Annotated in this window: 18 protein-coding genes and 1 pseudogene; 8 read left to right on the top strand and 11 right to left on the bottom strand. The window is 45.0% G+C overall.

Going from position 1 to position 23,471, the window contains the following annotated elements:
- The first annotated feature begins 12 nt into the window (after positions 1–12).
- The 3 genes from AC0IYG_RS24150 to AC0IYG_RS24160 are packed head-to-tail and all read left to right on the top strand — an operon-like array spanning position 13 to position 2,104.
- On the top strand, positions 13–453 hold the full coding sequence (locus AC0IYG_RS24150; RefSeq protein WP_471713635.1) for a DUF6934 family protein: 441 nt from the start codon (positions 13–15) through the stop codon (positions 451–453).
- Positions 454–474: 21 nt separating this feature from the next.
- Positions 475–648, top strand: a complete 174-nt coding sequence (locus tag AC0IYG_RS24155) for a hypothetical protein (protein WP_471713636.1) — start codon at positions 475–477, stop codon at positions 646–648.
- A 28-nt stretch (positions 649–676) separates the two neighbouring features.
- On the top strand, positions 677–2,104 hold the full coding sequence (locus AC0IYG_RS24160; protein ID WP_471713637.1) for an L-serine ammonia-lyase: 1,428 nt from the start codon (positions 677–679) through the stop codon (positions 2,102–2,104).
- Positions 2,105–2,107: 3 nt separating this feature from the next.
- Here the strand turns inward: AC0IYG_RS24160 and mgtE are convergent, their stop codons facing one another.
- Entirely contained in the window at positions 2,108–3,460 is a 1,353-nt protein-coding gene (gene mgtE, locus AC0IYG_RS24165) for a magnesium transporter (protein WP_471713638.1), read from the bottom strand.
- 69 nt (positions 3,461–3,529) lie between these two features.
- Positions 3,530–4,336 (bottom strand): 16S rRNA (adenine(1518)-N(6)/adenine(1519)-N(6))-dimethyltransferase RsmA, encoded by an 807-nt coding sequence (gene rsmA / locus AC0IYG_RS24170; RefSeq protein ID WP_471713639.1) that lies wholly within the window; start codon positions 4,334–4,336, stop codon positions 3,530–3,532.
- An 81-nt stretch (positions 4,337–4,417) separates the two neighbouring features.
- Between rsmA and AC0IYG_RS24175 the strand changes: the two genes are divergently transcribed.
- Positions 4,418–8,032, top strand: coding sequence for a PAS domain S-box protein (locus AC0IYG_RS24175; RefSeq protein ID WP_471713641.1), 3,615 nt, complete (start codon positions 4,418–4,420; stop codon positions 8,030–8,032).
- Between the two features lie 136 nt (positions 8,033–8,168).
- A complete protein-coding gene (locus AC0IYG_RS24180) occupies positions 8,169–11,036 on the top strand; it encodes an outer membrane beta-barrel protein (RefSeq protein WP_471713642.1) in 2,868 nt (955 codons plus the stop codon).
- Positions 11,037–11,116: 80 nt separating this feature from the next.
- Here AC0IYG_RS24180 and AC0IYG_RS24185 read toward each other — a convergent pair whose 3' ends face one another.
- The 4 genes from AC0IYG_RS24185 to AC0IYG_RS24200 all read right to left on the bottom strand — a co-directional run bounded on the left by AC0IYG_RS24185 (position 11,117) and on the right by AC0IYG_RS24200 (position 15,659).
- Entirely contained in the window at positions 11,117–11,749 is a 633-nt protein-coding gene (locus tag AC0IYG_RS24185; protein WP_471713643.1) for a LysM peptidoglycan-binding domain-containing protein, read from the bottom strand.
- Positions 11,750–11,807: 58 nt separating this feature from the next.
- Positions 11,808–12,299: a 5-(carboxyamino)imidazole ribonucleotide mutase gene (gene purE / locus AC0IYG_RS24190; protein ID WP_471713644.1), complete on the bottom strand. Its 492-nt coding sequence runs from the start codon at positions 12,297–12,299 to the stop codon at positions 11,808–11,810.
- 36 nt (positions 12,300–12,335) lie between these two features.
- Entirely contained in the window at positions 12,336–13,478 is a 1,143-nt protein-coding gene (locus AC0IYG_RS24195; RefSeq protein ID WP_471713645.1) for a 5-(carboxyamino)imidazole ribonucleotide synthase, read from the bottom strand.
- Between the two features lie 120 nt (positions 13,479–13,598).
- Positions 13,599–15,659 (bottom strand): BatA domain-containing protein, encoded by a 2,061-nt coding sequence (locus AC0IYG_RS24200; RefSeq protein ID WP_471713647.1) that lies wholly within the window; start codon positions 15,657–15,659, stop codon positions 13,599–13,601.
- Between the two features lie 202 nt (positions 15,660–15,861).
- On the opposite strand from AC0IYG_RS24200, the gene AC0IYG_RS24205 reads away from it, so the two are divergent.
- A complete protein-coding gene (locus AC0IYG_RS24205) occupies positions 15,862–16,413 on the top strand; it encodes a YcxB family protein (protein ID WP_471713648.1) in 552 nt (183 codons plus the stop codon).
- 54 nt (positions 16,414–16,467) lie between these two features.
- Here the strand turns inward: AC0IYG_RS24205 and AC0IYG_RS24210 are convergent, their stop codons facing one another.
- The gene (locus AC0IYG_RS24210) at positions 16,468–17,088 is read right to left on the bottom strand and encodes a DUF1684 domain-containing protein (protein WP_471713649.1); all 621 of its coding nucleotides are present in this window, start codon (positions 17,086–17,088) and stop codon (positions 16,468–16,470) included.
- A gap of 83 nt (positions 17,089–17,171) precedes the next feature.
- A complete protein-coding gene (locus AC0IYG_RS24215) occupies positions 17,172–17,717 on the bottom strand; it encodes a hypothetical protein (protein ID WP_471713650.1) in 546 nt (181 codons plus the stop codon).
- 272 nt (positions 17,718–17,989) lie between these two features.
- Here AC0IYG_RS24215 and AC0IYG_RS24220 point away from each other — a divergent pair, with 272 nt between their 5' ends.
- Positions 17,990–18,412: an OsmC family protein gene (locus tag AC0IYG_RS24220; RefSeq protein ID WP_471713651.1), complete on the top strand. Its 423-nt coding sequence runs from the start codon at positions 17,990–17,992 to the stop codon at positions 18,410–18,412.
- Between the two features lie 64 nt (positions 18,413–18,476).
- Here the strand turns inward: AC0IYG_RS24220 and hemW are convergent.
- Positions 18,477–19,602, bottom strand: a pseudogene (gene hemW / locus AC0IYG_RS24225) (radical SAM family heme chaperone HemW).
- On the bottom strand, positions 19,602–21,674 hold the full coding sequence (locus tag AC0IYG_RS24230) for a TonB-dependent receptor (RefSeq protein ID WP_471713652.1): 2,073 nt from the start codon (positions 21,672–21,674) through the stop codon (positions 19,602–19,604). The pseudogene hemW and the gene AC0IYG_RS24230 overlap by 1 nt, the downstream one beginning before the upstream one ends.
- Positions 21,675–21,945: 271 nt before the next feature.
- On the opposite strand from AC0IYG_RS24230, the gene AC0IYG_RS24235 reads away from it, so the two are divergent.
- A complete protein-coding gene (locus AC0IYG_RS24235) occupies positions 21,946–22,404 on the top strand; it encodes a hypothetical protein (protein WP_471713653.1) in 459 nt (152 codons plus the stop codon).
- Positions 22,405–22,465: 61 nt separating this feature from the next.
- Here the strand turns inward: AC0IYG_RS24235 and ctlX are convergent, their stop codons facing one another.
- Positions 22,466–23,422 (bottom strand): citrulline utilization hydrolase CtlX, encoded by a 957-nt coding sequence (ctlX, locus tag AC0IYG_RS24240; RefSeq protein ID WP_471713654.1) that lies wholly within the window; start codon positions 23,420–23,422, stop codon positions 22,466–22,468.
- Between the last annotated feature and the right edge of the window lie 49 nt (positions 23,423–23,471).

Raw genomic sequence — 23,471 nt, forward strand, 5'->3', positions numbered from 1 at the left:
ATTATCATATTTATGAATGATCCCCATTACGTGTTCAAACACGCTAGTAAGAAAAATACATTTTCATTTTTCAGTCATGGAAAACACGGCAAGATTAAGAAAATCGTTCAGTTTAGACATATTGAAGACGATGTTTACAATTTGGGCTTCGGCGATTACTCGGAAGATTTCAAAAAATTAGACGATAAGGTTGTTACGGACAATGGGGACATGGAGAAAGTTCTGGCAACGGTTATCGCCATTATGCAGCATTTCTTTCAGCGAAATCCTGACGTTCGAATTTTCCTGGCAGGCAGCACAACGTCCAGAACAAGGCTTTACCAGATCGTAATTAATGTTCAATACAACGACCTGATTAACCATTTCGAAATCTACGGATTCCGGCAAGATCAGTGGAAGCTGTTTCAGAAAAATATAAATTATGAATCCTTCCTCATTTCGAAATTGTTATAACTTTAAGCTATGAAATTGACTATGAAATCAAGATCAGTAGAAAAAATGCGTGTGAATGCGGACTACGATGCTGGTTTGGAAAGGTTACAGGATCAAGACTTGTTTCCTGAAAAAACAGCGCAGGCAAAGTCCATTTTAACGAAAGCCGAACTTCCTGTAAACAAGAAGAAGTTCACAAGTTCCTCTTCAAAATGATCTTGCGTAGGTCAGTATTTTAATCTCAATGAACCAAGAACGCATTTCGGTTTTTGATATTTTTAAGATTGGGATTGGGCCGTCTAGTTCTCATACGCTGGGGCCTTGGCGGGCGGCGCAGCAATTCTTGCGTTCTGTTCAGGCAAAATGTGGGCTTGGTAATGTTACTGAGGTCAACATTCATTTGTATGGTTCTTTGGCTAAAACAGGCAAAGGGCATGGCACCGATATCGCTGTCATTCTCGGTTTGAGCGGCTATGATCCGGTTACCGTACAAACGGAAAACATTGATCAAATCCTGGCTGAAATCGATTCCAATGCGAGCATCATGCTCCACGGCGAGATGCGCGTCGTATTTGCTCCCAAAGAAAATATCGTTTTTCATAAATCAGAAACCCTTCCTTTCCATCCCAATGGGCTCACTTTTGTGGCAAACTGCAACGCCAATGTTGTCATCGAAGAAACCTATTATTCAGTCGGCGGAGGTTTCGTGATTCAGGAAGGACAAAATGATAGCATGGTTACATCCGGACCTGTGCTTCCGTTTCCGATTGACGATGCTTCCGATCTGCTGAAATGGCATCAAATGTCACACAAAGCCATTTGGGAGATTGTTTTGCAAAACGAAAAAGCATGGAAAGATGAGCCAGCTGTCCGGAAAGATTTGATGAATATTTGGCACGTCATGCAGCAAAGCATTTTTCACGGCTGCCAAACCTCCGGCATTCTTCCGGGTGGGCTGAATGTGCAGCGCCGTGCAGCGGCATTAAATCAAAGACTTTTGAAAGGAGCCGCATGCGTGGGCTGCGATGACTGGATGGAAGCGATCCGAAACGGAGGCGCCGGATTCAGTTATACATTGGATTGGGTGAGCTGCTTCGCGTTGGCCGTAAATGAAGAAAATGCCTCGTATAGTCGCGTGGTCACGGCGCCTACAAATGGCTCAGCGGGCGTTATTCCGGCTGTTATACAATTCCATTTAACATTTTGCGGAGGCACAGAAGAAGACGTTTTCCGGTTCCTGCTGACGGCCGGAGAGATCGGAAGTATTTTCAAAAAAGGCGCCACACTTTCTGCTGCTATGGGTGGTTGCCAGGCTGAAATCGGTGTATCTTCTGCTATGGCTGCGGCTGGGCTCGCTCAGGTTTCGGGCGGGACGGTTGAGCAATGTTTGATGGCTGCGGAGATTGCTATGGAACACCATTTGGGCCTTACTTGTGATCCTGTGGCCGGTTTGGTGCAAATTCCATGCATCGAACGCAACACAATGGGCGCCATAAAAGCCATTACGGCTTGTCAGCTGGCGTTGCAAAGTAACCCGCAAAACGCGAAAGTTTCGTTGGATAATGTGGTGCGAACCATGTGGCAGACTGCTTTGGACATGAATACGCGTTACAAGGAAACTTCGGAAGGCGGATTAGCTGTCAACATTCCGATCAGTCTCAGCGAATGCTAGCTTTTACAAGTTCAAAAGCATGTGTGCGAGACCAAAATAAACGCCGTAACCAATTAAGTCATTGGCAGTTGTAATAAATGGCCCGGATGCAACGGCCGGATTTATGCCAATTCTTTCCAATAAAATGGGTGTAATGGTGCCCATAAACGAGGCAAGAAACACAACTGACATTAATGCAGTTGAAACCACCAATGCGAGCTGGATATCGTTGCCAATCAGAAGGTTGAATCCGAATACAATGCAGCTGATAATCAATCCATTGATAAAAGCAACGGCGAACATTCTGATCAATCGCTGACCCACCGTTGTATCCAAGCCTGTTTTATCAGCAAGACTTTGTAAAATAATCGAAGAAGTCTGAATGCCCACATTGCCGCCGGTGGAGCCGATAATAGGGATAAATGCGGCCATAGCAGGGATGATTTTCAAATCTCCTTCAAAAAAACTGATAAACTTCGCTGCCAAAATTCCACCCATCATGCCTACCAAAAGCCATGGAAGGCGTGCTTTGGTCTGCTGCCAGATCGTGTCATCTTCCTCAACATCACCCGTAATACCAGCCATTGCCAATGTGTCTGAGCTGGCCTGCTCCGTGATTACGTCAATCACGTCATCAATCGTGATCCGACCCAAAAGTTTCCCCTGCACATTTACAACAGGCAGTGCGTCAAGGTCATAACGCTGCATTAACTCAGCGACTTCTTCGGCTGGACGGTAAGTTTCGACAAAAATTACGTCTTTATCATACAAGCTTTCAATCAGCGTGTTCTTGTGCGCGAGCACGATTTTCTTCAATGAGAGCAAGCCAAGCAGTTTGCCAAAATCATCTACAACATAAACTGCGTAAACTTTCCCAACATCTTCTGCCTGCTTCCGAAGCTCTTCAATGCATTGATTTACAGTCCAGTTAACATTTGCTTTTACCAACTCTTTCTGCATCAGACCACCCGCAACATCTTCGTCATAATGCAGCAGATCGAGGATAAAACGCGCTTGTTCACGGTCTTCCAGCAACGCGATCACTTCCTCACGCACACGGATAGGCTGCTCGTTGAGCAAATCGACGGCATCATCGGAGTCAAAAAGATTGACGAAATGGGAAATTTCTTCCGAAGTGAATGCTTTCAGAAATTCGCGGCGTTCGTTGGGATCCATATCCGCCAGGATTTCGGCGCCACGCTCCACGTCAAGCTGAGTAATCAGGAATTTGGCACTTGCTGTTTCGAGCTCATACAAAAGACCCGTTATATCTGCCGGAAACAGACTTTCCATCGCCGCTCGAATGGACAGCGTGTCCTCTTTCTCAACGAGTTCCTGAATGTGTTCTACGTATTCCTTTGTTAATTCAAAAGTCATTGTGGACTAGCTTTTGGCAATTAGCAGAATGGCTTTTAGCGCGTTTATATATACTCTATTCGACGGATTTCAGATCTGCGGTTGCAGTTCCTGGGCAAGCTTTGTTAAAATCACAAACTCCGCCACACTCAACTGCTCCGCCCGTTTGGTCAGCAATGGATGTTCGGGAAATTCGCCAACCGGTTTTAATGCATTGCGAAGTGTTTTTCTCCTTTGATTAAAAGCGGTTTTGACAACCCTGAAAAACAATTTCTCATCACAATCCAATGCTGTGACCGCATTCCTGCGCAACCGGATCACGCCAGATTGCACCTTAGGCGGCGGATCAAAGGCACCGGGAGGAACCGAAACTAGATAATCGATGACGTAAAAAGCTTGTAATAAAACGCTCAAAATGCCATAATCCTTGTTTCCCGGAGGCGAAGCAATGCGCTGAGCGACTTCTTTTTGCAGCATACAAACGATTTCTGGAATCTGATCGCGGATCTGTAATGCGCGGAAAAATATCTGCGAAGAAATGTTGTAAGGGAAATTGCCAATGATCGCAAACGGCTTGGAAAAATGCACTGCCGGATTGAATTTCAGGAAGTCACCTTCAATGATCCGGGGCGTAAGCGATTCGTAATGCTTTTGTAAATAAGCCACCGATTCGGTGTCGATTTCAATTACGAATGTTTCGAATTCCTTCTTTTCAATTAGAAACTGAGTTAGCACGCCCATGCCCGGACCGATCTCGAGAACCGTGTCATAACCGTGGTGTCCGGACATGCCATCCACAATCTGCCGGGCAATGTTCAGGTCTTTCAGGAAGTGTTGGCCAAGGTGTTTTTTGGCTCTTACTTTGGAATCGTCGCGCTTTTTATAATTTGTTTTCACGAACCAAAATTACGGCTTAATTCGTAGATTTATCGAATAAAGAATAGGAGAGAAACTTAAAAGTGCGATTACCCGGATACTATGGAAATGATCTTGTCACATACGGATTGGCAGACGATACACGCTACACTTCAGCATTTAAATCTGATTGGAATTACCTTTTCACCTGACTTCGTGATCAGGAATATAAGTGCTCATGCGTTGATGAAAACGGGCTGGCAAGAATCTGATTTAATGGGACATAGCATTTTTGATAAACTGATTCCCAAAGAAGAAGAGCACGAAATCCGGCAAATGCTGGAAGAGGGCATTCAGGGAAAACGAAAATTGGAACAAAGAGAAATTCCTTTTTTAGCTCAAAAAGGCACATTAAGGACATTCTCGATCAATAGTGTGCTCATGCACCGCGAGCAAGACGAGGTGGAATGTGTGACTTTGGTGGGCGATGACATTACGCGCCGCCGCAGAATGGAGTCGTCCATTGCGAAATCCAACTCGCAATTGCAGGATCTGGTGGATAATACGAGTGATCTGATCCAGCTCGTGGCAATTGATGGGAAATTTATATTTGTCAACAAAGCCTGGCGCGAAGTGCTCGGTTACGGGCTGGACGAAATTGCGTCCATGCGGATGGAAGATATTCTGCATCCGCAGCATAAAGATCAGGCATTGGCGCAGCTTAAACTGATTGAACAAGGCAATGCTAACCCCAATTTCGAGACGGTTTTTCTGAGTCGTGAGGGCAAAAAGGTTTTTGTTGCGGGAAGTGTCAATTGCAGGTTTGACAATGGAAAACCAACCGCTTTTCGCTGCATTTTAAATGATTATACGGAGAAAATAAGGGCTGAGAAAGCACAAAACCTCTATTATAGCATTGCAAACTGGACGGTTAACACGCAGAATCTCGATGATTTTTACCAAAGCATTCACGAGGAACTGGGCAAGATCATTGACGTAAAAAATTTCTTTATCGCGCTGTACGATCCAAGCAAAAGCTACATTTATTTCCCTTATTATGTCGACCAATATTTTCAGGGAAATGTAAGATTTACCAAAAGGAAGCTCGGCAATGGCGTTACGGAATATGCGATTGCGTCCAATAAACCGCTTTTTCTTTCTGGTGATAAAATAGAGGAGCTGGCAAAAACAAACAGTTTGTATTTGTACGGTGTCACGCCGAAACTGCTCTTGTGCGTGCCTCTGCGCATTGGCGACCGGGTTACGGGCATAATCGGGGTGAAATCTTACGACGACCCGAATATGTTTGACACCCGCGATCTGGAATTGCTCGAATTCATATCCGGACAAGTTGCGATGGCGATTGCCAGGAAACAAAGTGAAGAAGAACTGAGCAAATATTTGGCGCGATTGAATGCCATTTTTGACAGCAGCTCGCATTTAATCTGGTCGGTTAACAAGTCGCTGCAATTGACTTCATTCAATAGGAATTATGCCGATCTGATTCAGAATCAGCTTGGTACGAGGCCGTCATTGCAGTCCAGCGCTGAGAAATTCGGGTGGCGCATGGTTGGTAACAACAACCGCAGGACGCTTGAAACGAAATACAGACAAGCGCTCAAAGGCGAACCGCAATATTTTGAATTTAAGATTGACCGGAAGGAGCAGGGTGAAATGTGGCTGGAATTTTATCTCAATCCCATTCACTATGCAGATGGCGTGATCGAGGAAGTTTCAGGCATTGCGCGCGACATTACAAGGCGCAAGGAAGCTGAGCTTTCGTTGAGGCACAGCGAAGAGCTTTTCAGGGGGATTTTTGAAAATCTCCAAGATATTTATTGCCGGATCAACAGGCTTGGTGAGATTACAATGATCAGCCAATCTGTGCTTAAAAGGCTTGGTTACTTGCCTGGCGAGGTGATAGGGCACAAAATCACTGAATTTTTTCCGGACAAAAAACGAATACATTCTGCTTTGATCCGGTTACGCCGGAGCAAAAGTCTGCGCAACTTTGAAATTTCGCTTTACCGGAAAGACGGCACGGAAAGGCAGTTTATGATCAACATGCTGATGTTTACCAATGACAAAGGCAAGCCGACAGAAATTGCTGTGCTCGCAAGGGACATTACGGAGTTGAAACGCAACGAGCAGGAATTGTTAAAGGCCAAAGAGCACGCTGAGCGCTCATTGAAGGTTAAGGAAGGATTTTTGGCCAATATGAGTCACGAAATCCGGACGCCAATGAACGGTGTGATCGGGATGATCGATTTGCTAGGAGAGACGCCGCTCGATGTAGAGCAAAAAGATTACGTGCTGACAATCAAGCGCTCATCCGAAACATTGCTTAACATTCTGAACGACATTCTCGATTTGTCCAAAATTGAAGCGGGCAAAATGGAGTTGCACGAAGCACCGATCGCGACGGAAGAACTGCTGTTGAAACTCGTGTCGTTATTCGGGCAAACTGCGAAAAGCAAGGGCAACACGCTTACTTATCACATTGCGCCTGAAATTCCTAAATTCATCATTGCGGATCAGACGTGTTTGCTGCAAATTTTGTCCAATCTTACTTCCAATGCACTGAAATTCACTGAGAATGGCGCAGTGAAAGTCAATCTCACATCGGTTAAGAAGGACGGACTTTTCAACAAAATAAAGGTGGAAGTGCAGGATTCGGGAATTGGAATCAGTGCGATGGATAAGCAAATTTTGTTCACATCTTTCACGCAACTGGACAATTCTTCACGCAAATCTTTCGGTGGAACAGGACTTGGCTTGGCGATTTCAAAGCAGCTTTGTGAGTTAATGAATGGTGAAATCGGGGTTGAATCCACGCTGGGTTCCGGCAGCACTTTCTGGTTTACATTTGAAACAAAAGAGACTTCCATAGCGCAGGTGAGCACCATTACGCAGATGGAAGAAACGCCGATCGAAAATGTGTTCAAGGATTATCATCCGACAATTCTGCTGGTGGACGATAATGCGGTTAACCGCAAAGTAGCCAATGAAATTCTCAAAAAATCGGGCTGCATTGTGGATCTTGCTGAGAGTGGTTTCAAGGCTATTGAAATGGTTGAAGCAAAACGAAAAGTGTCCGAACTGAGCTACGATATCATTTTTATGGACATTCAAATGCCCGACATGGATGGCGTCGAAACTTCGCAGGAACTGAAAAAGCGTTTTCCGGACACGATGCCGCCAATCGTCGCCATGACGGCTTACTCCATGAAAGAAGACCGCGACCGATTCATGAGCCAGGGCATGGACGACTACATTGCCAAACCGATCCGCGCGCAAACATTGATTCTTAAAGTGAAAGAATTGCTGGGCAATGTGGAAGGGCGCAAACTGGAATCTAAGCAAAGAGAAATTGCCCAGGTCGTTGCATTGCCCGTTTTGGACAAAGAAATTATTGATCAATTGAATGGGATCGGAGGGGCGGATCTGGTGTGGTCGGTGTTTGAAGACTTTGTTACCGAATCAAACGAGCTCGTTTCGGGCGCGCTTGAGGCTTATGCAAATGGTGACATTGCGACGGTGAAAAGCAATCTGCACACATTGAAAGGGAGTGGCGGCACAGTTGGCGTGGCGCAGGTTGCAGAAATCGCGCGGGATGCGGAATGGCGGTTGAAGTCAGATGACACCAGCACGCTGGCGGAAGCGCTTCCGCAATTGGAAAATGCGTACAAAAAGTTTTTGGCAAGCTATGAAGGGCTTCTGAAACAGTGGTTGAAGTGATTTTTCTTCATCGTCACATTACGGGCTTTGGTCTATGAAATAAGGCTGTTCTGTCGATTGTAAGGGTTTTGCGTTTATCGTGATTAAACTTTGGTCAAAAAGGTTGCTCTAAACTGCAATAAACCTTACAGAACTTATGAACAGATTCATATCCCTCGTTGCGCTCCTGATTTTGTTATCAATAACTGGAATTGCGCAAGCGCAAAATGCACAGATCACCGGCGTGGTGCTGGATAGCGCGAGCAAATCGCCCGTTGTGGGCGCATATGTGGCTGTCACAAGGAACACGCCCGATGCCAAACCTGAATATGTGACGACGGACGTGGACGGGAAGTTCGTTTTTGGCGGCTTAGTGAAGCAGGCCGTTTATCAGGTCAAAGTTTCTTATCTCAGTTATAAAGATGCTTCCCGAAACGTCACATTAACCGATGATGTGCAGGATGTCGGCACATTTCAGTTGACGGAAGCCGTTGCAAATCTCAAAGAAGTGAAAGTGGTCGGCCAGGTTACAGCCATGGAACAAAAGGGCGACACCACGCAATTCAATGCTGCTGCATTCAAGACTAATCCCGACGCAACCACGGAAGATCTGATCCAGAAAATGCCGGGCATAACGGTGACAAACGGAACGGTTACCGCGCATGGCGAAACCGTAAATCGCGTTCTTGTCGATGGGAAGCCATTTTTTGGAGAAGACGCTGCATTGACATTGAAATCCCTCCCAGCGGAAGTTGTCGATAAAATAGAAGTTTTCGATAAGTTGTCGGATCAGGCACAATTCACAGGCTTTGACGACGGCAATGCACAAAAAACGATCAACATTGTCACAAAAGCAGACCGTAAAATGGGTCAGTTCGGCAAGGTTTTCGCCGGTTATGGACTTGATAATCGTTATCAGGCCGGCGGTAATGTGAGCTTTTTCAAAGGTGATCAGCGCATCTCGGTTATCGGATTGAGCAATAATATCAATATGCAAAACTTTTCGAGCCAGGATCTGATCGGCGTGACGGGCGGCGGCGGCGGAGGCGGTCGTGGCGGCGCAGGCGGTGGCGGCGCTTCCAACAACTTCCTCGTTGGAAACCAAAGCGGCATTACTGGCACGAATTCGTTTGGGTTGAATTATGCCAATAAATTGGGGAAGAAAGTGGATGTTTCCGGAAGCTATTTCTTCAACCGCACGGGCAATACGAATGCGCAAACCAAGCAGGAAGAATATTTTTTATCCGGCGGACTTGGTAACCAGTTTTATGACGAAACAAGCCGCACGTCCAATACGAATGCGAACCACCGGCTTAATTTCCGGATTGAATACAACATCAATAAGAACAATTCTCTCATTATCACGCCGCGGCTGAGTTTTCAGGATAACAATGCGTCGAGTGTGAAGGCTGGTTTGACAACGCTTGGAAACGGAAGCAATGTCAATAGTGTGAACAATGATCAGAGCAGTGGAAATAAGGCTTATAACTTCAATAACGACGTTTTATTCCGCCATTCATTTGATAAAAAAGGTCGGACAATATCTGTGAACTTGAACACGCAACTGAATGATCGCAATGGAACGGGCAACTTATTTTCGAGAACCATGTTCTTTGACAGCCTCGGTCTGGCCGCGCGTGGCGATACACTTGATCAGCAGAGTTTTACCAATTCAAATGGCGTCACATTGGGTGGAAACTTCATTTATACAGAGCCGATCGGGAAAAATAGCCAGCTGCAATTCAATTACGGCCTTACAGTTAGCAACAGCGACTCCAAAAAGGAGACTTACAACATGAGTTTTGATGAAAACACTTACTCAGACCTTGATTCGCTGCTTTCCAATACATTTGACAACCGCTATGTGACAAATCGGGCCGGCATTGGTTATCGTTATCGTAAAAATAGCTGGTCAGCGAACTTTGGTCTTGATTTTCAAAATACAGGATTGTATAGCGAGCAACTGGCGCCTGTAAATGCAAAAGTAGACCAGTCATTTACGAATCTGCTGCCTAATTTCATGCTCAGTTACAGATCCAAAACAGGAACACAATTCCGCACATTCTTCCGCAGCTCGACCAATCAGCCATCGATTTCTCAGTTGCAAAATGTGATCGACAACAGCAATCCGCTGTCACTCACGGCCGGTAATCCTGATCTGAAACAAGAATATCGCAACATGTTCAACGTGCGCTATTCGCTGGCGGGTGCCAACAGACCTTACAGCTTGAATGCAATGGTTTTTTTAACGCAAACCAACAATGCCATCGTGAACTCGACTTTCATTGCGCAGGAACCGACCACTTTGGCTAACGGAGTTGTCCTGGAACGCGGAGCAAAACTGACTTCTCCCGTCAATGTGGATGGAAGCTGGAACGCAAGAACATTCCTGGCATACGGAAAACCCGTTGCACCATTAAAACTAAATGTTAACCTGACGACGGGATTCAATTATGTGCGTTCGCCTGGTTTGATCAACAATGTTCCCAATTTCTCGAACACGTATGCTGTATCGCAAGGGCTTGTTGTAAGCAGTAATGTGAGTGAAAAATTAGATTTTACGGTCTCGTATTCAGGTAATTACAACATTGTGCGGAACACGATCCAGCCTAACCTGAACAACAATTATTACACACAGGGGATTACAGGCCGTGTGAACTGGATTTTTGGAAAAGGTTTTGTTGTGCAAAGCGATGTTAGCAATCAATCTTACCGTGGACTTGGAGCAGGTTACAACCAGAATTTCACTTTATGGAATGCAAGTGTTGGCAAAAAGTTCTTGAAAAACAATGCAGGCGAGCTGAAACTAACCGTTTTTGACATCTTGAAACAAAACAATAGCATTACCCGCAATGTCACGGAAACCTATGTGCAGGACGTTACCAATCGTGTTTTGACACAATATGCGATGTTGACATTCACTTACACGCTGAGAAATTTCGGAAAAGCGCCCGTTCAAAATGAGAGACGCAGAGATTTTGACGGCGGTGGTTTTCAGGGTGGGGGCAGAGGCGGTTTTAACTAATATTTATTCCTGAATCCTTTTGCAAGCAAAAGCCCGGAACGAGTTACGTTCCGGGCTTTTTGATGAATTCAATCAACTTTTTATTTTCTTGATGAAAACGGAATAATCAGCTTTTCACCTCTCTCTGAAAAATCCCTCGACTTTCCATTCGCCTTCATAATGGCTTCTTTGGTAACACCATATTTGCTGGCCACAACCCTCAAAACATCGCCAGGACCAACCGTATGCACGGCCTGAACCTGGATTTTAAGTTTTGTAACATCCGACTTCAACTCCGGACTATCTGAATTCAGGCCTTTTAATGTTTCCGTTTTCAGGTTATAACGTGAAGCAATGCTCGAAAAGCTTTCTCCACTTTTAACTGAATGCGTAATTTGCTGTCCGCCAACCGAAGATGCTGAAACCGCAGGAGTTTTTTCTTTTTCCGGCTCCTTCGCTTTTTCTTTGACAGGTTCAGGACTTGCCGTCGCCGGTGTTTCTCCAAGCGCTTCCGGTTCGTCCGTGATCGGTTCGCCTACGCTTGGCTCGTCCAAAGTCGAGTCCACAACAACCGAAGTCAGCTCCTCGGAATTAGATGAACTGTCCGAAATGTATTCATAACCCACATACAACATTGCTAATACCAAAAGCACCAACACAAGCAGGGTAACGATAGGGAGGTTGGACTTTTCGGTCGGACGGATGTTTCTTTTTTTAGGGAATTCGTCTTCCATAGCCAATAATCAATGTTTTGTGGTGCGAATTTTTTTTTACGAAAATAGTAAAGACCTGCTAGTTAACAAGGTTATTTTTCAACTCCTCATTCATTGCAGCGACCTTTTCCTTTAAGCTTTCTTTGAATGTATCCAGCCGTTTTCCAACGTCGGGATCGCTGGCTCCAATGATCTGCGCTGCCAGAATTCCGGCATTTCTTGCGCCATCCAATGCCACAGTCGCAACCGGAACACCGGAAGGCATTTGCAAAATAGACAACACAGAATCCCAGCCATCAATTGAATTGCTAGACAGCACCGGAACGCCGATCACGGGCAATGATGTAAGCGAGGCAACCATTCCTGGCAAATGCGCAGCGCCGCCTGCTCCGGCGATAATCACCTGTAAACCACGGCCTCGCGCCGACGATGCATATTCCAGCATGCGCTCGGGAGTCCTGTGAGCAGAGACGATTTCCATTTCAAATTCAATTCCGAGTTCGGTAAGTGCATCAGCTGCTTGCTGCATTACTTTCCGGTCCGAAAGGCTTCCCATAATTATTCCAACCATTGCAAATTCGATTTGTAACTATAAATGTATGAAACGCTACAAAGCGGATTTCGTACTGATTACGCGTATGTTTTTCTTAACAAAATCTACCTTTCTCTTTAAAGACTCCAGATCCGCATCCATAATGGTAATATGGCCCATTTTTCTGAATGATTTTGTGATTGCCTTCCAATAAAGGAAAGGGAAAACCTGGTCTGTGGCTAAAAGTTTCTCCATTCCTTCATACACCGCCGGTCCTTCATAACCTTCTTCCCCGAGTAAATTAACCATTGCGGAAGGGCCATAAGCCTGCGTGTCGCCAAGCGGCAAGTCTAAAATCGCCCGCCAATGTTGCTCATATTGGGAAGTCGCATTCGCGCGGATCGTGTGGTGCCCGCTGTTATGCGGACGTGGCGCCACTTCGTTGATCAGGATTTCGCCGTCTGCTGTCATAAAGAGCTCAACTGCCAAAAGCCCCACAATCTGGAACGCTTCGGCTGTTTTCTTACCTATTTCCTGTGCTTTCTGATCAATGGCGGCACTGATTTCTGCTGGGGCAAACAAATATTCGACCAGGTTCAACTCGGGATGAAACACCATTTCCACGGTTGGAAATGTCGTGATCTCACCTTTCGCATTTCTGGCAACGATAACGGCAAGTTCTTTTTCAAAAGGCACTGCTTTTTCAAGCAATCCGGGTTGATCAAATGCTTTTTCGAGATCTGATTCGGAAGAAAGGCGCTGCACGCCGCGGCCGTCATAACCGTCTTTTCCGAGTTTATGGAAAGCTGGCAGGAACGAAAGATGATTCAAAACGTCCGCCTTATTTTCTGTCAGGACAAAATCGGCTGTGGGCAAATTGTTATCCTTATAAAACTGCTTTTGAATGCGCTTATCCTGGATCTTGCGAATGACGGATGGCTGGGGGTAAACTTTTTTGCCTTCCTTTTCGAGCGCTTCAAGCGCTTCGACATTTACTTTTTCGATTTCTATTGTAATGACATCGAGGTCTTTGCCGAAATTGTAAACCGTGTCATAGTCTTGCAAAGAGCCCTGCTGAAAGTGCGGAGCGATATTTCTGCATGGAGCCTCTGCGTCCGGATCAAGAACATGAATGTCCAGATTCCAGTCAACAGCGGCTTGTAAAAGCATTAGTCCCAATTGGCCGCCGCCAAGAATTCCAATTCGCGATGAGAGCATTTAAAATGAAAGTAGTGGTCACACAAAATTGGTGTAAAAACCGCTAACATAAAACTGAACAGAAATCTTTTGACACTATTGTGCAAAAATTGCTGACGTGATTACGGGAGAATCCAACAATTATTTCAAAAACCGAATCAGAGCAATCTCAACGATAAGGAAAAACAATGCGCCGTAGAGGAAGTATTTCCAGAGGTTGGTTCCCATGTTTTGTTGCTGGAAGGCGGTTGAGAATGCGTCGTCGTCGATTTTGTCGAAGATTTGGACGTTCTTTTGGCCTGCGAATGCGGCCCTTAATTCTTGGGGTGAATAATATTGAAGTTTAGATTCAGCGTTGTTGTGGTTAAGGGCGATAATCTGTTCCACGTTGTTGTCGCGGATTAACTCAAAATAGCCAGCGTCCAGGCCTTCGCCGAGCTGGTCGCCTTGCGGAATTTCAAGCAAAAGCTGGTTGCCGGCAATGCGTTGCACCGGAATCACTTCTGTTTTGTTGCGCCTCAATTTATAAACAGAATTCGGCTGCGCCTTCTCCACATTCAAACTGATCGGATTTTCATCGAACTTGAATGAAGTGCGCTGCGCACGAACACTCGAAGCTGCGATTTTGTACATGATCGGCACGAAGATCGCGTGCTGTGCAACATTGCCATACTCCGGATTTAGAGGCGCTGCAAAAAGATAAACTTTGCCGGTTCCCGACGAAACCTGATTCAGATAAGTCTGCCCGTTACGCAAAGCAAGCAGCAATTGGCCCGCATTTGCCCAGTTCCAAACCGCCGATGCCGACGGCAAATTTAAATTGATTTCTTGTCGGACCGATTCCTCAAAAACATCGCTGAAAAATGGATTGTTACGATCTGGCGCAGCCAATGCAATAGGGGCAGGGGCATTCGTTTGAGAAGCTGTGATTCCATTGACGCCCATGCGAGAGAGAAATGCATTATAACTCGGTGCATTCGGCGTTGCGGGCGGAATGATGGTTACGCTGCCTCCGCTTCTAACCAGCTCTTGTAAATCTTGCGGCAGCGATCCGGAAAGAGACGTAACGCCTTCCAAAACGACGAGATCCGTATTTTTGATCAGACCCGGATCCACATTTTGCGCACTGTAACTTTGTAAAGAAAACAGGCTGTCGTTGGCGTAAACATTCTCAATGTAATTTCCAGCCGATTTTTGTCCATATATATGCAGCACGCGAATGAGCGGCGAAGCATTCAGCACAAAATAATAGTCGTTGTCAAATGTCACGGGAAAATCATCGAATGTGATTTGCCCCTTTTTATAACCTTTTCCTTTCAGATTGAAATTGAATTTGGCCGTCGCGCTGCCATTAGCCGGAACATTGACCGAAGCTGTGGATGCCTGCGTGTTGTCCAAAGTCAGTTTTAAAACCACATTACGCGCCACTTCGCTGCCTGAGTTGCTGACTTTTACAAATAGAATGTTGTTTTGCAACTCTCTGATAAATGGTGTGTTAAGCCAGGTTGAATCTACGAAAACGTTTTTCTCAGCAGCGGCCTGGACCGGCACAAGAAACAGTTGGTTCGTCGTGTCCGTTTTGATTTTTGCGAGATCGCCGCCAGTGCTTTTTTGAAAATCTGAAAACCAGAACAGCTGATTTTTTCCCGGATGCTGGTGACGCGCCATCAGGTTTTCCTGGCGTTTGTAAATCTGCTCGAATGTCCTCGGCGTGTTGGACAAACCGATGGTCGTAAGCCGGTCGCGGAGCTTTTCGGAAGCATATAATCCCTGCTCCTGAGCGGAAAAATCGTTGGTAACCAGTTGCAGGGAAGTCGCGTTTTTGAAAAGTCCCAGGAGCTCGCTTAGCCGTCCCGTTGCAATGTCGAGATAGCGTTTATTGTTGTGTTCGCTCTCCATACTGAGCGAGTTGTCGAGATACAAACTCGTAATGCCTTTACGGTCGACAGCAAGCTCATTTTTTGCTGGTAAAAATGGCTGAGCAAATGCCAGCGCGAGGCAAATAATGGCCAAAACACGTGCGGCGAGCACAAGCCAATGCTTAACCTGCCTTACTGACCGCGTTTTTGTTTCGACTGCCTTTAAGAATGCTACGTTGGTAAAATAGACCTTTTTGGTGCGCCGGAAATTGAATATATGAATCGCAATTGGAACCGATATTGCCAGAAGACCCCACAAAAATGATGGAAAAAGAAAACCCATTTAGTTAAGAATATTTTCGTGTTTCTTGATCAACGCAGTTAAGAAAGACAAATTACACTAAAATCTCATAACAGTTTTTTATTTACCGAGCTTTCTGATATGTCAACAGCTTTTTTCTAACTTTGCACTTCATTTTTTGCGACGGCGTATTTGCTAATCGGGTCAGCAAAAAAGTAGCAGCATTGTTAATTAAAATAGAATTATGGCCAAAGTTTCGGTGAACAAACACCAGCCCGTGTATCAAATGCCTACGAACCCGGCCGCGGTTCGTACAAAAAGATACGCTTTACCAACCAAGAAATACATTGCCCTTGCCATGCGTTACTTTTTCAAAACGCAGTTGAAATGGGGACTTATCCCGCTGGCGCTTATCCTGATTAATGCGGTTTTGAACCTTACCGGCGTTTATCCGAATTTGTGGATTTATATCACTGTCTTCGTGGCGTCTTTGCTTTACGTGCTTTTCTGGGTGGTCCAGTTTACAGGCATTACGCAACTTGCGCAGTATAAGCCAATGTTCGAGAAGTTCTCTTATGAGATCGATAATCGTCAGATCCTCATGAAGCTGAACCAGAAAGAAGGAAGCGTAATGAAGTGGGAGCAGATCCTTGATGCTTATAAGGATAAAGACGCATATGTGCTGATTATCTCAAAAGGTCAGTTTTTGCATTTGCCTTTCACTATCTTCACTTCGGAGCACGACATTAAAGTTTTTGAGCGCATTATGAAGCAAAAGGATTTGTTGAAAGCCTGAAAAATCTGATTCATAAAAAAATCCCGGTCTAAAACAGATCGGGATTTTTTTATGCTATTTCAATGTCGCCTGCTGGTGATCTTTGCCGAACTTCTTCTCGCCGGCTAAAATGGCGACCGGCATGTGATTCGGCGCTGGCGGGATCGGGCAATTATATCCGTCGCTATATGCGCAATAAGGGTTATACGCCTTATTAAAATCCAGAATCAATGTGTTATCTTTAATATCGGTCGTTTTCAAATCAATGTAACGACCTCCGCCGTATGATTCGTCGCCGTTGGTTTTATCTTTGAATGGGATAAAAAGATAGTCTTTATACTTGGCAAGCGATTGCAAACTAAGGCTTCTGTAAACGGTCAATGTTTGTTTTCTCCCGTGCAACCTGAATTTCAGGCGACCATATTTAACGTAAGTTTTATTCACTCCGCTGTAAGTCGGCATTTCAAAAGATTGTCCACGGCTTTTTTCAAACTTTGCCACCACGCGAAACGAAGAATCGGGCTCGTAAAACTGTAAATAGGGAAGATCAGCGGCTTTCAACGGTGAGTTGGAGGCGTGCAAAAATTCTTCTCTGTATTTCTTACGATACTTATCAGTCTCCTCCTTGAAGTCTTGTGCAACCGCAAAAGAGCCCAAAACCAACAACAACCCCAGTGTGCTTATAACGCTTCTCATGCTAGGTAAAAGTAAATCCGGCAAATAATACCGGATTTTATAAAAAAAATCTCAGAATCACAATTAACATTAAAATACTGTGCCTAGTTGGCGCTGATCTTGCGGATTTTGGATTCGTCAATGTTGTATGCTTTTGCAACTGCGTTGTAATCGCTGTAATCTAATGAACCGGATGTGCGGTTAGCGAAATCAGATGGAATGATCACAACACGGAAATTTTGATCTCTGGAGTAACGTGCCGGAACGGTGGCCAGATTAACAGTTCCATCCAGAAATACGGAGAAATCGCGTACGGTTCTGTCAAAATTGTAAGTCAGGATGCCATTGTTTATGAATGCGGTCTGAGGCAGCAAACGGTAACTTTTAACAGTTTGTCCATTCACGTCTACATCTTCCCAATCGATATAAACTAAAACCGCATCCGATTCCAGCACATCAATGCCGAGATCAGCGTCAGCAAAAGTGAGCCCGAACTGGTAGTTTTCGCCTGCAACGAAATCAACATCGACAAGGTCAAATGTAGTGCCGACGATCGCGTCTCCAGCAGGTCCCTGCGGCCCTTCCGGTCCATCGCAGCTTTGGAATAAAACAGTAACGGCAAGCAGGAGAGGCAAGATTATCTTTTTCATGATTTAATAGATTAAGTTGAATTATGGATTGTAATTTGGGTTTTAGATGCTTTCGCAATGATAAAGTTTAATGGCGGATCGCCTGTTAACAATCCTTAACTAAAAGACACATGCCTGGCATTTGAACGTGTACAGTCAGAAACAGGGTTAAGCGCCCGTTTATTGCACTTCGTATTAATTTAATAACTTGCGTAAATCCGTGATGGTTGTTACTTTTCGATGAAAGGATCCGGATTCAGGGATTAATTTTTAAACACTAAAAAACAATTTATATGATTAACCGTAAAGCAACCGCCGTTTGGAAGGGAACTGGAAAAGAAGGGACCGGGACAGTTAGCACACAAAGCACTGTGTTGGAAAATACACAATATTCCTTCAACACCCGTTTTGCTGAGGGAAAAGGAACGAATCCAGAAGAGCTTATCGCAGCGGCTCACGCGAGCTGTTTTGCAATGAAACTTAGCTTTGAGCTGAATGCAGCCGGTTTTACAGCTGACGAGTTGAACGCAACAGCAACGGTTACATTGGATCCTGCAAAAGGACAAGTGACAAAAAGCGCGATCGATCTGAAAGCGACAGTGCCTGGTGTTTCTGCTGATCAATTTGCAGAAATCGCTGACAAGGCGAAGAAAGAATGCCCGATTTCACAATTGCTGAACGCGGAAATTACATTGAACGCTGAGCTGGTTTCATAAGCCATCACTTCGATATTGCGCCGGGCGGGTTGAAAATACTCGTCCGGTAACTAAATTCTCAGCATCATTCAATAAAAAGATCGCTGGCGATCCGATCCGCAAAAAGCTTCCCTGATTCCGTCAAATACCAACATTCGTTGTCATCCCGGATCCAGTTTTTCTCCTTCAAATGTTGCAATTCGTTTGCGTTCAGTTTTAAGAATGCGCCATCCGATAATGTTTCCAGTTTTGTTTTGCTGACTCCCCATTTGGTGCGCAGCCCGGTTAGCAGATATTCGTTCGTCTGATCGGCAATGGTCAGCAGCTCGTAAGTGGCAGGAATTGTTTGCTTTTGAATGGCTTCCAGATAGCGCGCATTGTTTGAAATGTTGTATTCCCTGCTCGTTCCATTGTAAGAATGTGCGCTTGGTCCCACACCCAAATAGGGCCTTTGCTTCCAGTAGGAGCTGTTATGCATGCTATAAAAGCCGTTTCGGGCGAAATTCGAGTATCTCATATTGCTCATAACCATGCGCTGCCAGCGACTTGATCAGAATTTCAAACTGCTGCGCTGCATATTCCTCGTCAATGGGCTTGATCTTTTTCTTTTTAAGCCAGCTTCCGAAAGCAGTTTGCGGTTCAATGGTGAGGCAATAAGCGGATATGTGCGTAATGTCGAGTGCAAAGGCTTTTTGCATATCAGCCACCAGAATGCTGTGGTCCGGTGACGGAATGGCATAAATCAGATCAATCGAAATGTTAGTAATGCCAATTTCCTGGGCAATGCGGACGCTTTGTTCGGCTTCGAAAGCTGAATGAATGCGATTCAGAAATTGCAAATGCGGTTCGTGAAATGACTGGATGCCAATGCTTAATCTATTGATGCCGACATTGTAAAATTGCTGCAGTTTGTCACGATTCAGATCGTCCGGATTCGCTTCGAGTGTAACTTCTGCCTTGGGTAACACTTGAAAATGGGTGTGAATTGTGTTCAGCAGCAGGTCGAGCTCGGCTGCTTCAAGCATGGAAGGCGTGCCGCCGCCAAAGTAAATCGTTTCAATGGGCGCAGTGGGCAGGTAATTTTTTCGAAGGATAATTTCCTGGGCTATCGCATTAACGATAGCCCTTTTGTTGGAAATATTGGTGCTGAAATGAAAGTCGCAATAATGGCAAGCTTGTCTGCAAAAGGGAATATGAAGGTATAAATGCATTATTTAGAATTTTTCTGCCACTCCCAGCCAATTTTCACACCCGCCCACAAGTTGTCCTTTGGCGCGCTGTTGTAATAACGGTTGCCAAATGCATTCAGGTCATATCCCAGACTGTAAATTCCGGCATTAACCTTTTCTGCGGAAGCGGACAATTCGCTGTACAAATGATTTCCCCAGCTCTTTTTCCAGCTCACGCGCGCAATCCACTGGTTATAAGGTGTGTTTTTAACCGTGTTGGCATCATTCAAATAAAACGAACTGCCGTGCTGATAAGTTACAAATGCCGAGAAACCATATTTAAAAAGTGCATCCAATCCCGAAGTTTGCGAGAATTTCGGAATGCCGGGAATGCGCTTGCCGCTCAGATCAACCTCTGCCTGTTGTAAGTTTTCAAATGTATATTTCGTCGCAGTTCCTGTGTTCCACAATTTCAGCATAACCGGCAGCCTTGGATCGGAAAGGATTTCATAAGCAACCGTCCATTCCAGACCGTTTTGCTTTGTTTTTCCAGCATTTATAAAAAACTCGGCGCCTGCTTCATTGGTCCTGCGCACAATGGTTTCCCGCAATCCGAAATGATAAACGCTGATTTCGCCGGTCAAAACCTTTCCTGTTTTTCTGATGCCTACTTCTGTGTTCATTCCTTTTTCAGCTTCGAGGTCGCTGCGGAAACCGCCTGCTGACGGCCGCACTTCCTGCAATGTCGGAGGCGAATAACCACCGCTGTAAGATGCCACAACTGCCCAGTTTTTGGCTATAACCTTATTAGCAGCAAATCTTGGGATAAAAATGCCGTCGAATTTCCGCTCTTCCTTGCTGTAAGGCAATGCGAAAAAGCGTTCGTATTTATATTTTAACGTGTTATAGCTCGCGCCTGCACTCAATGTAAGGTCTGTAAAAACAACTGCCTCCAACTGACTGAAAACTGTAAGCGCCGTTGTGCGGATGTCTTCAACCGTTTGCTGTTTGTCCGGCCTTCCGCCAATGTTGTCATAATTGCGCTGGGCGGATTTTCCATATTGCCATTCAAAGCCTGTCGTCCAGTTTGTGCGCACTTCGCCGATCTGCGAACGGTTTTGCCAGATGTTTCTTCCGCCAATGCCATTTTCATCGCGCTTTTCATAATTGGAAATAAATGGATTTGCGAAATCCGTGAATGTCAGATACAATGCGTTGGATTGTGTCCAGTTATCAGAAAGCTGCAATGTATAGTTTCCACCGATCAATGCCAGCTTCGTGTAAATAGCCGCCTGCTGCGCCTCGCTTCCGGGGACAGTCGGTGTAGATTGTCTGGCCAGCTTCGGATTGTTTTGATATTGCGCCAAGTTAATGCCGCCCGGTGTTTCATAATAAAGATCAGAATACATTCCCAGGATAGACAAATTGCCTTTTTCGCCTAATTTCGATGAAGATGTGAAACGGATTGCGTCTCTGGCCATCTGGCTGTGGTTACGGTAACCATCTTGCTCACTATGACCATATTGAATAGAAATATCTCCGACCTGGATCGTGGAATTTCTGCTTTGAAAACCATATTTACCAAAACTCACACTTTGCTCAACACGATTGGCAAAACTGTTGTCCGTACGACTTTGTAACAACACAACGCCACCCGTTCCCGCTCCGTAAATGCTGCTTCCAGGACCTTTGATGATCTCCATATTTTGCACAGCGCCATAATCCAGCGAGTTCAAGGGCGTGTTGCCGCTTGCATCTGTAAATGGGATTCCGTTCCAGTAAAACTTGACATTGCGCACACCAAATGGAGAGCGTATTAGGCTTCCGCGCACCGAAAAGCGGTAACTTCCTGGCGAACGTTCTTCCATTTTAACGCCGGGCACTGTGTTGATCGCATTCGCCCAGGTTGTGGTGGAAAATCGCTCTAATGTTCTCGAATTGAGTAAAGCAACCGTGGCCGTCGTCGTGAGCGGATCCGTTTTGGATTCAAACGCGCTCACAGTAACTTCTTCCAGATTCCGGGCGGTTAGCGAATCGCTTTGTGCAATGGCTTTTCCTGGATTATTGAAAATGGCAACGCTTAATAAAAGGCTAGGAATGTAGTATTTCGACATAAATGGGTGGGATGCTATTAATAAAATACAAATCTGAACATCAAAAGGATTTGAGTCAAGGGATTTACCACCCATAACTTATTAGTTCCTTATGAAGTTCAGGAACCGTTGAACAAAAAAGCAATGCCGACGACATGTTTGATAAGACGTTGCCCATAATTTTCTACAAAGTCATGCATATACGGCGTATAGTGGTCTGGCAAGTTTTTTGTAAAGATTTGATCAAGGGATTCAATCACGTATTACACTAAAAATTAAAACACCCCCAATTATGAAGAAGATCACTTTGATGGTTGCTACAATGTTGACCATGGGAATGCTGACCCTAACCAGCTGTTCTGAAAAAACCAAGGACTCTGCAAACGAGACGGTTGAAGAGGCAAAAGACGACATGGATGATAATGTTGCGGAAGCAAAAGCAGACATTAAAGAAGCAGGTGACGATTTTGAATCAAAAGTGAAAGAGGATAAAGAATCTTTGAAAACTGAAATCGATGAAGCAGTTGCCAAGCTTGATACAAAAATAGAAGAAGCTGACGCCAAAATGGAGAAAGCGACTGACAAAGAGAAAGCGAAATGGAGAGAACGCAAACAGGAATTGAACGAGGAAAAAGATGAGCTGAAAGCTTCCTGGAAAAATGTTCAAAATGAAACTGCTGATAAGTGGGACAGTTTCAAAGCTGAGACAAAAGAGAAAATCGCGAAAGCGAAAGCCGATATCAGGGATTAATTGTTTTATTAGGGTTACGAATTACAAAAATGCTCCTTCCTTGGGAGCATTTTTGTTTTAATCACTTTCTGGGCAGATGTATTTCCGTCATCATGCACCGCGCCGACCCGCCGCCATTGCCTTCGATTACACCCAGGTCCGTATGCAGAATGCGCGCATAATCGGACAAAATCTTATGCTGCTGATCCGTCAGTGAGTCATATGCCTGCGTGGACATAATCAGGAACTTCTCCATTTTGGTGTTTCTAACCATCAGCATATTTCCAGCAAAATGGCGCACCTGGTCCAGTGAAATTTCAATAATGTATTTATTGGTTTCTTCCAATGCTGCCCGCACCATTTGACGCTCATCAGGATTTTTGATGGCTTCCAGACAAATTACTGCGAAAATATCCCCAATGCACATAATAACATTGGTGTGATAAACAGGTTTGTCGTTTTCATCAGAAGCATTAAAAGCCACAACTTCATAACCCAGCGCATCTGCAAATGCATCCAAAACTTCCGGATGCGTCCGTGGTGAAAGGCACGCATAAGCGATTTTATATCTTCTGTCGAGGACCATGCTGCCGGTTCCTTCCAAAAATTTATCCTCTTTTTCAAAATAGGTGAGGTCAATGATCTCTTCGATCTTGAAATTTTCGCTCAGGCGTTCGATAATGTCGGGGCGTCGCTCGGTGCGGCGGTTTTCTGCCATCATAGGATAAAGGACCACTTTTCCACTTTGGTGAAATGAGACCCAATTATTCGGAAAAACGGCATCAGGTCGCTGAACTTCTTCATTATCATCGAAAATGTGCAAATCAATTCCCGCTTTCGTCAACTGATCGATCATCAGGTCAAACTCTTCCCTGGCAACTTGTCCGGCGGTTTCTCTCGTGTTTTGTGCAAAGGATTCCTGCTGAAATTCGTTGCTTTCAGCGGTTTCATTATTAAAGCCAAATTTCACCGGTCTGATCATCATGATCCGCGAGGTGGATTGTGGCTGCGTTTGGACGGATGAAGTGATGACGCGCATAGGAGTTGAATTTAATGTCTACTGCAATTTACAATTGAAACACGGCGAA

The sequence above is a fragment of the Dyadobacter sp. AC419 genome, from assembly GCF_979253085.1.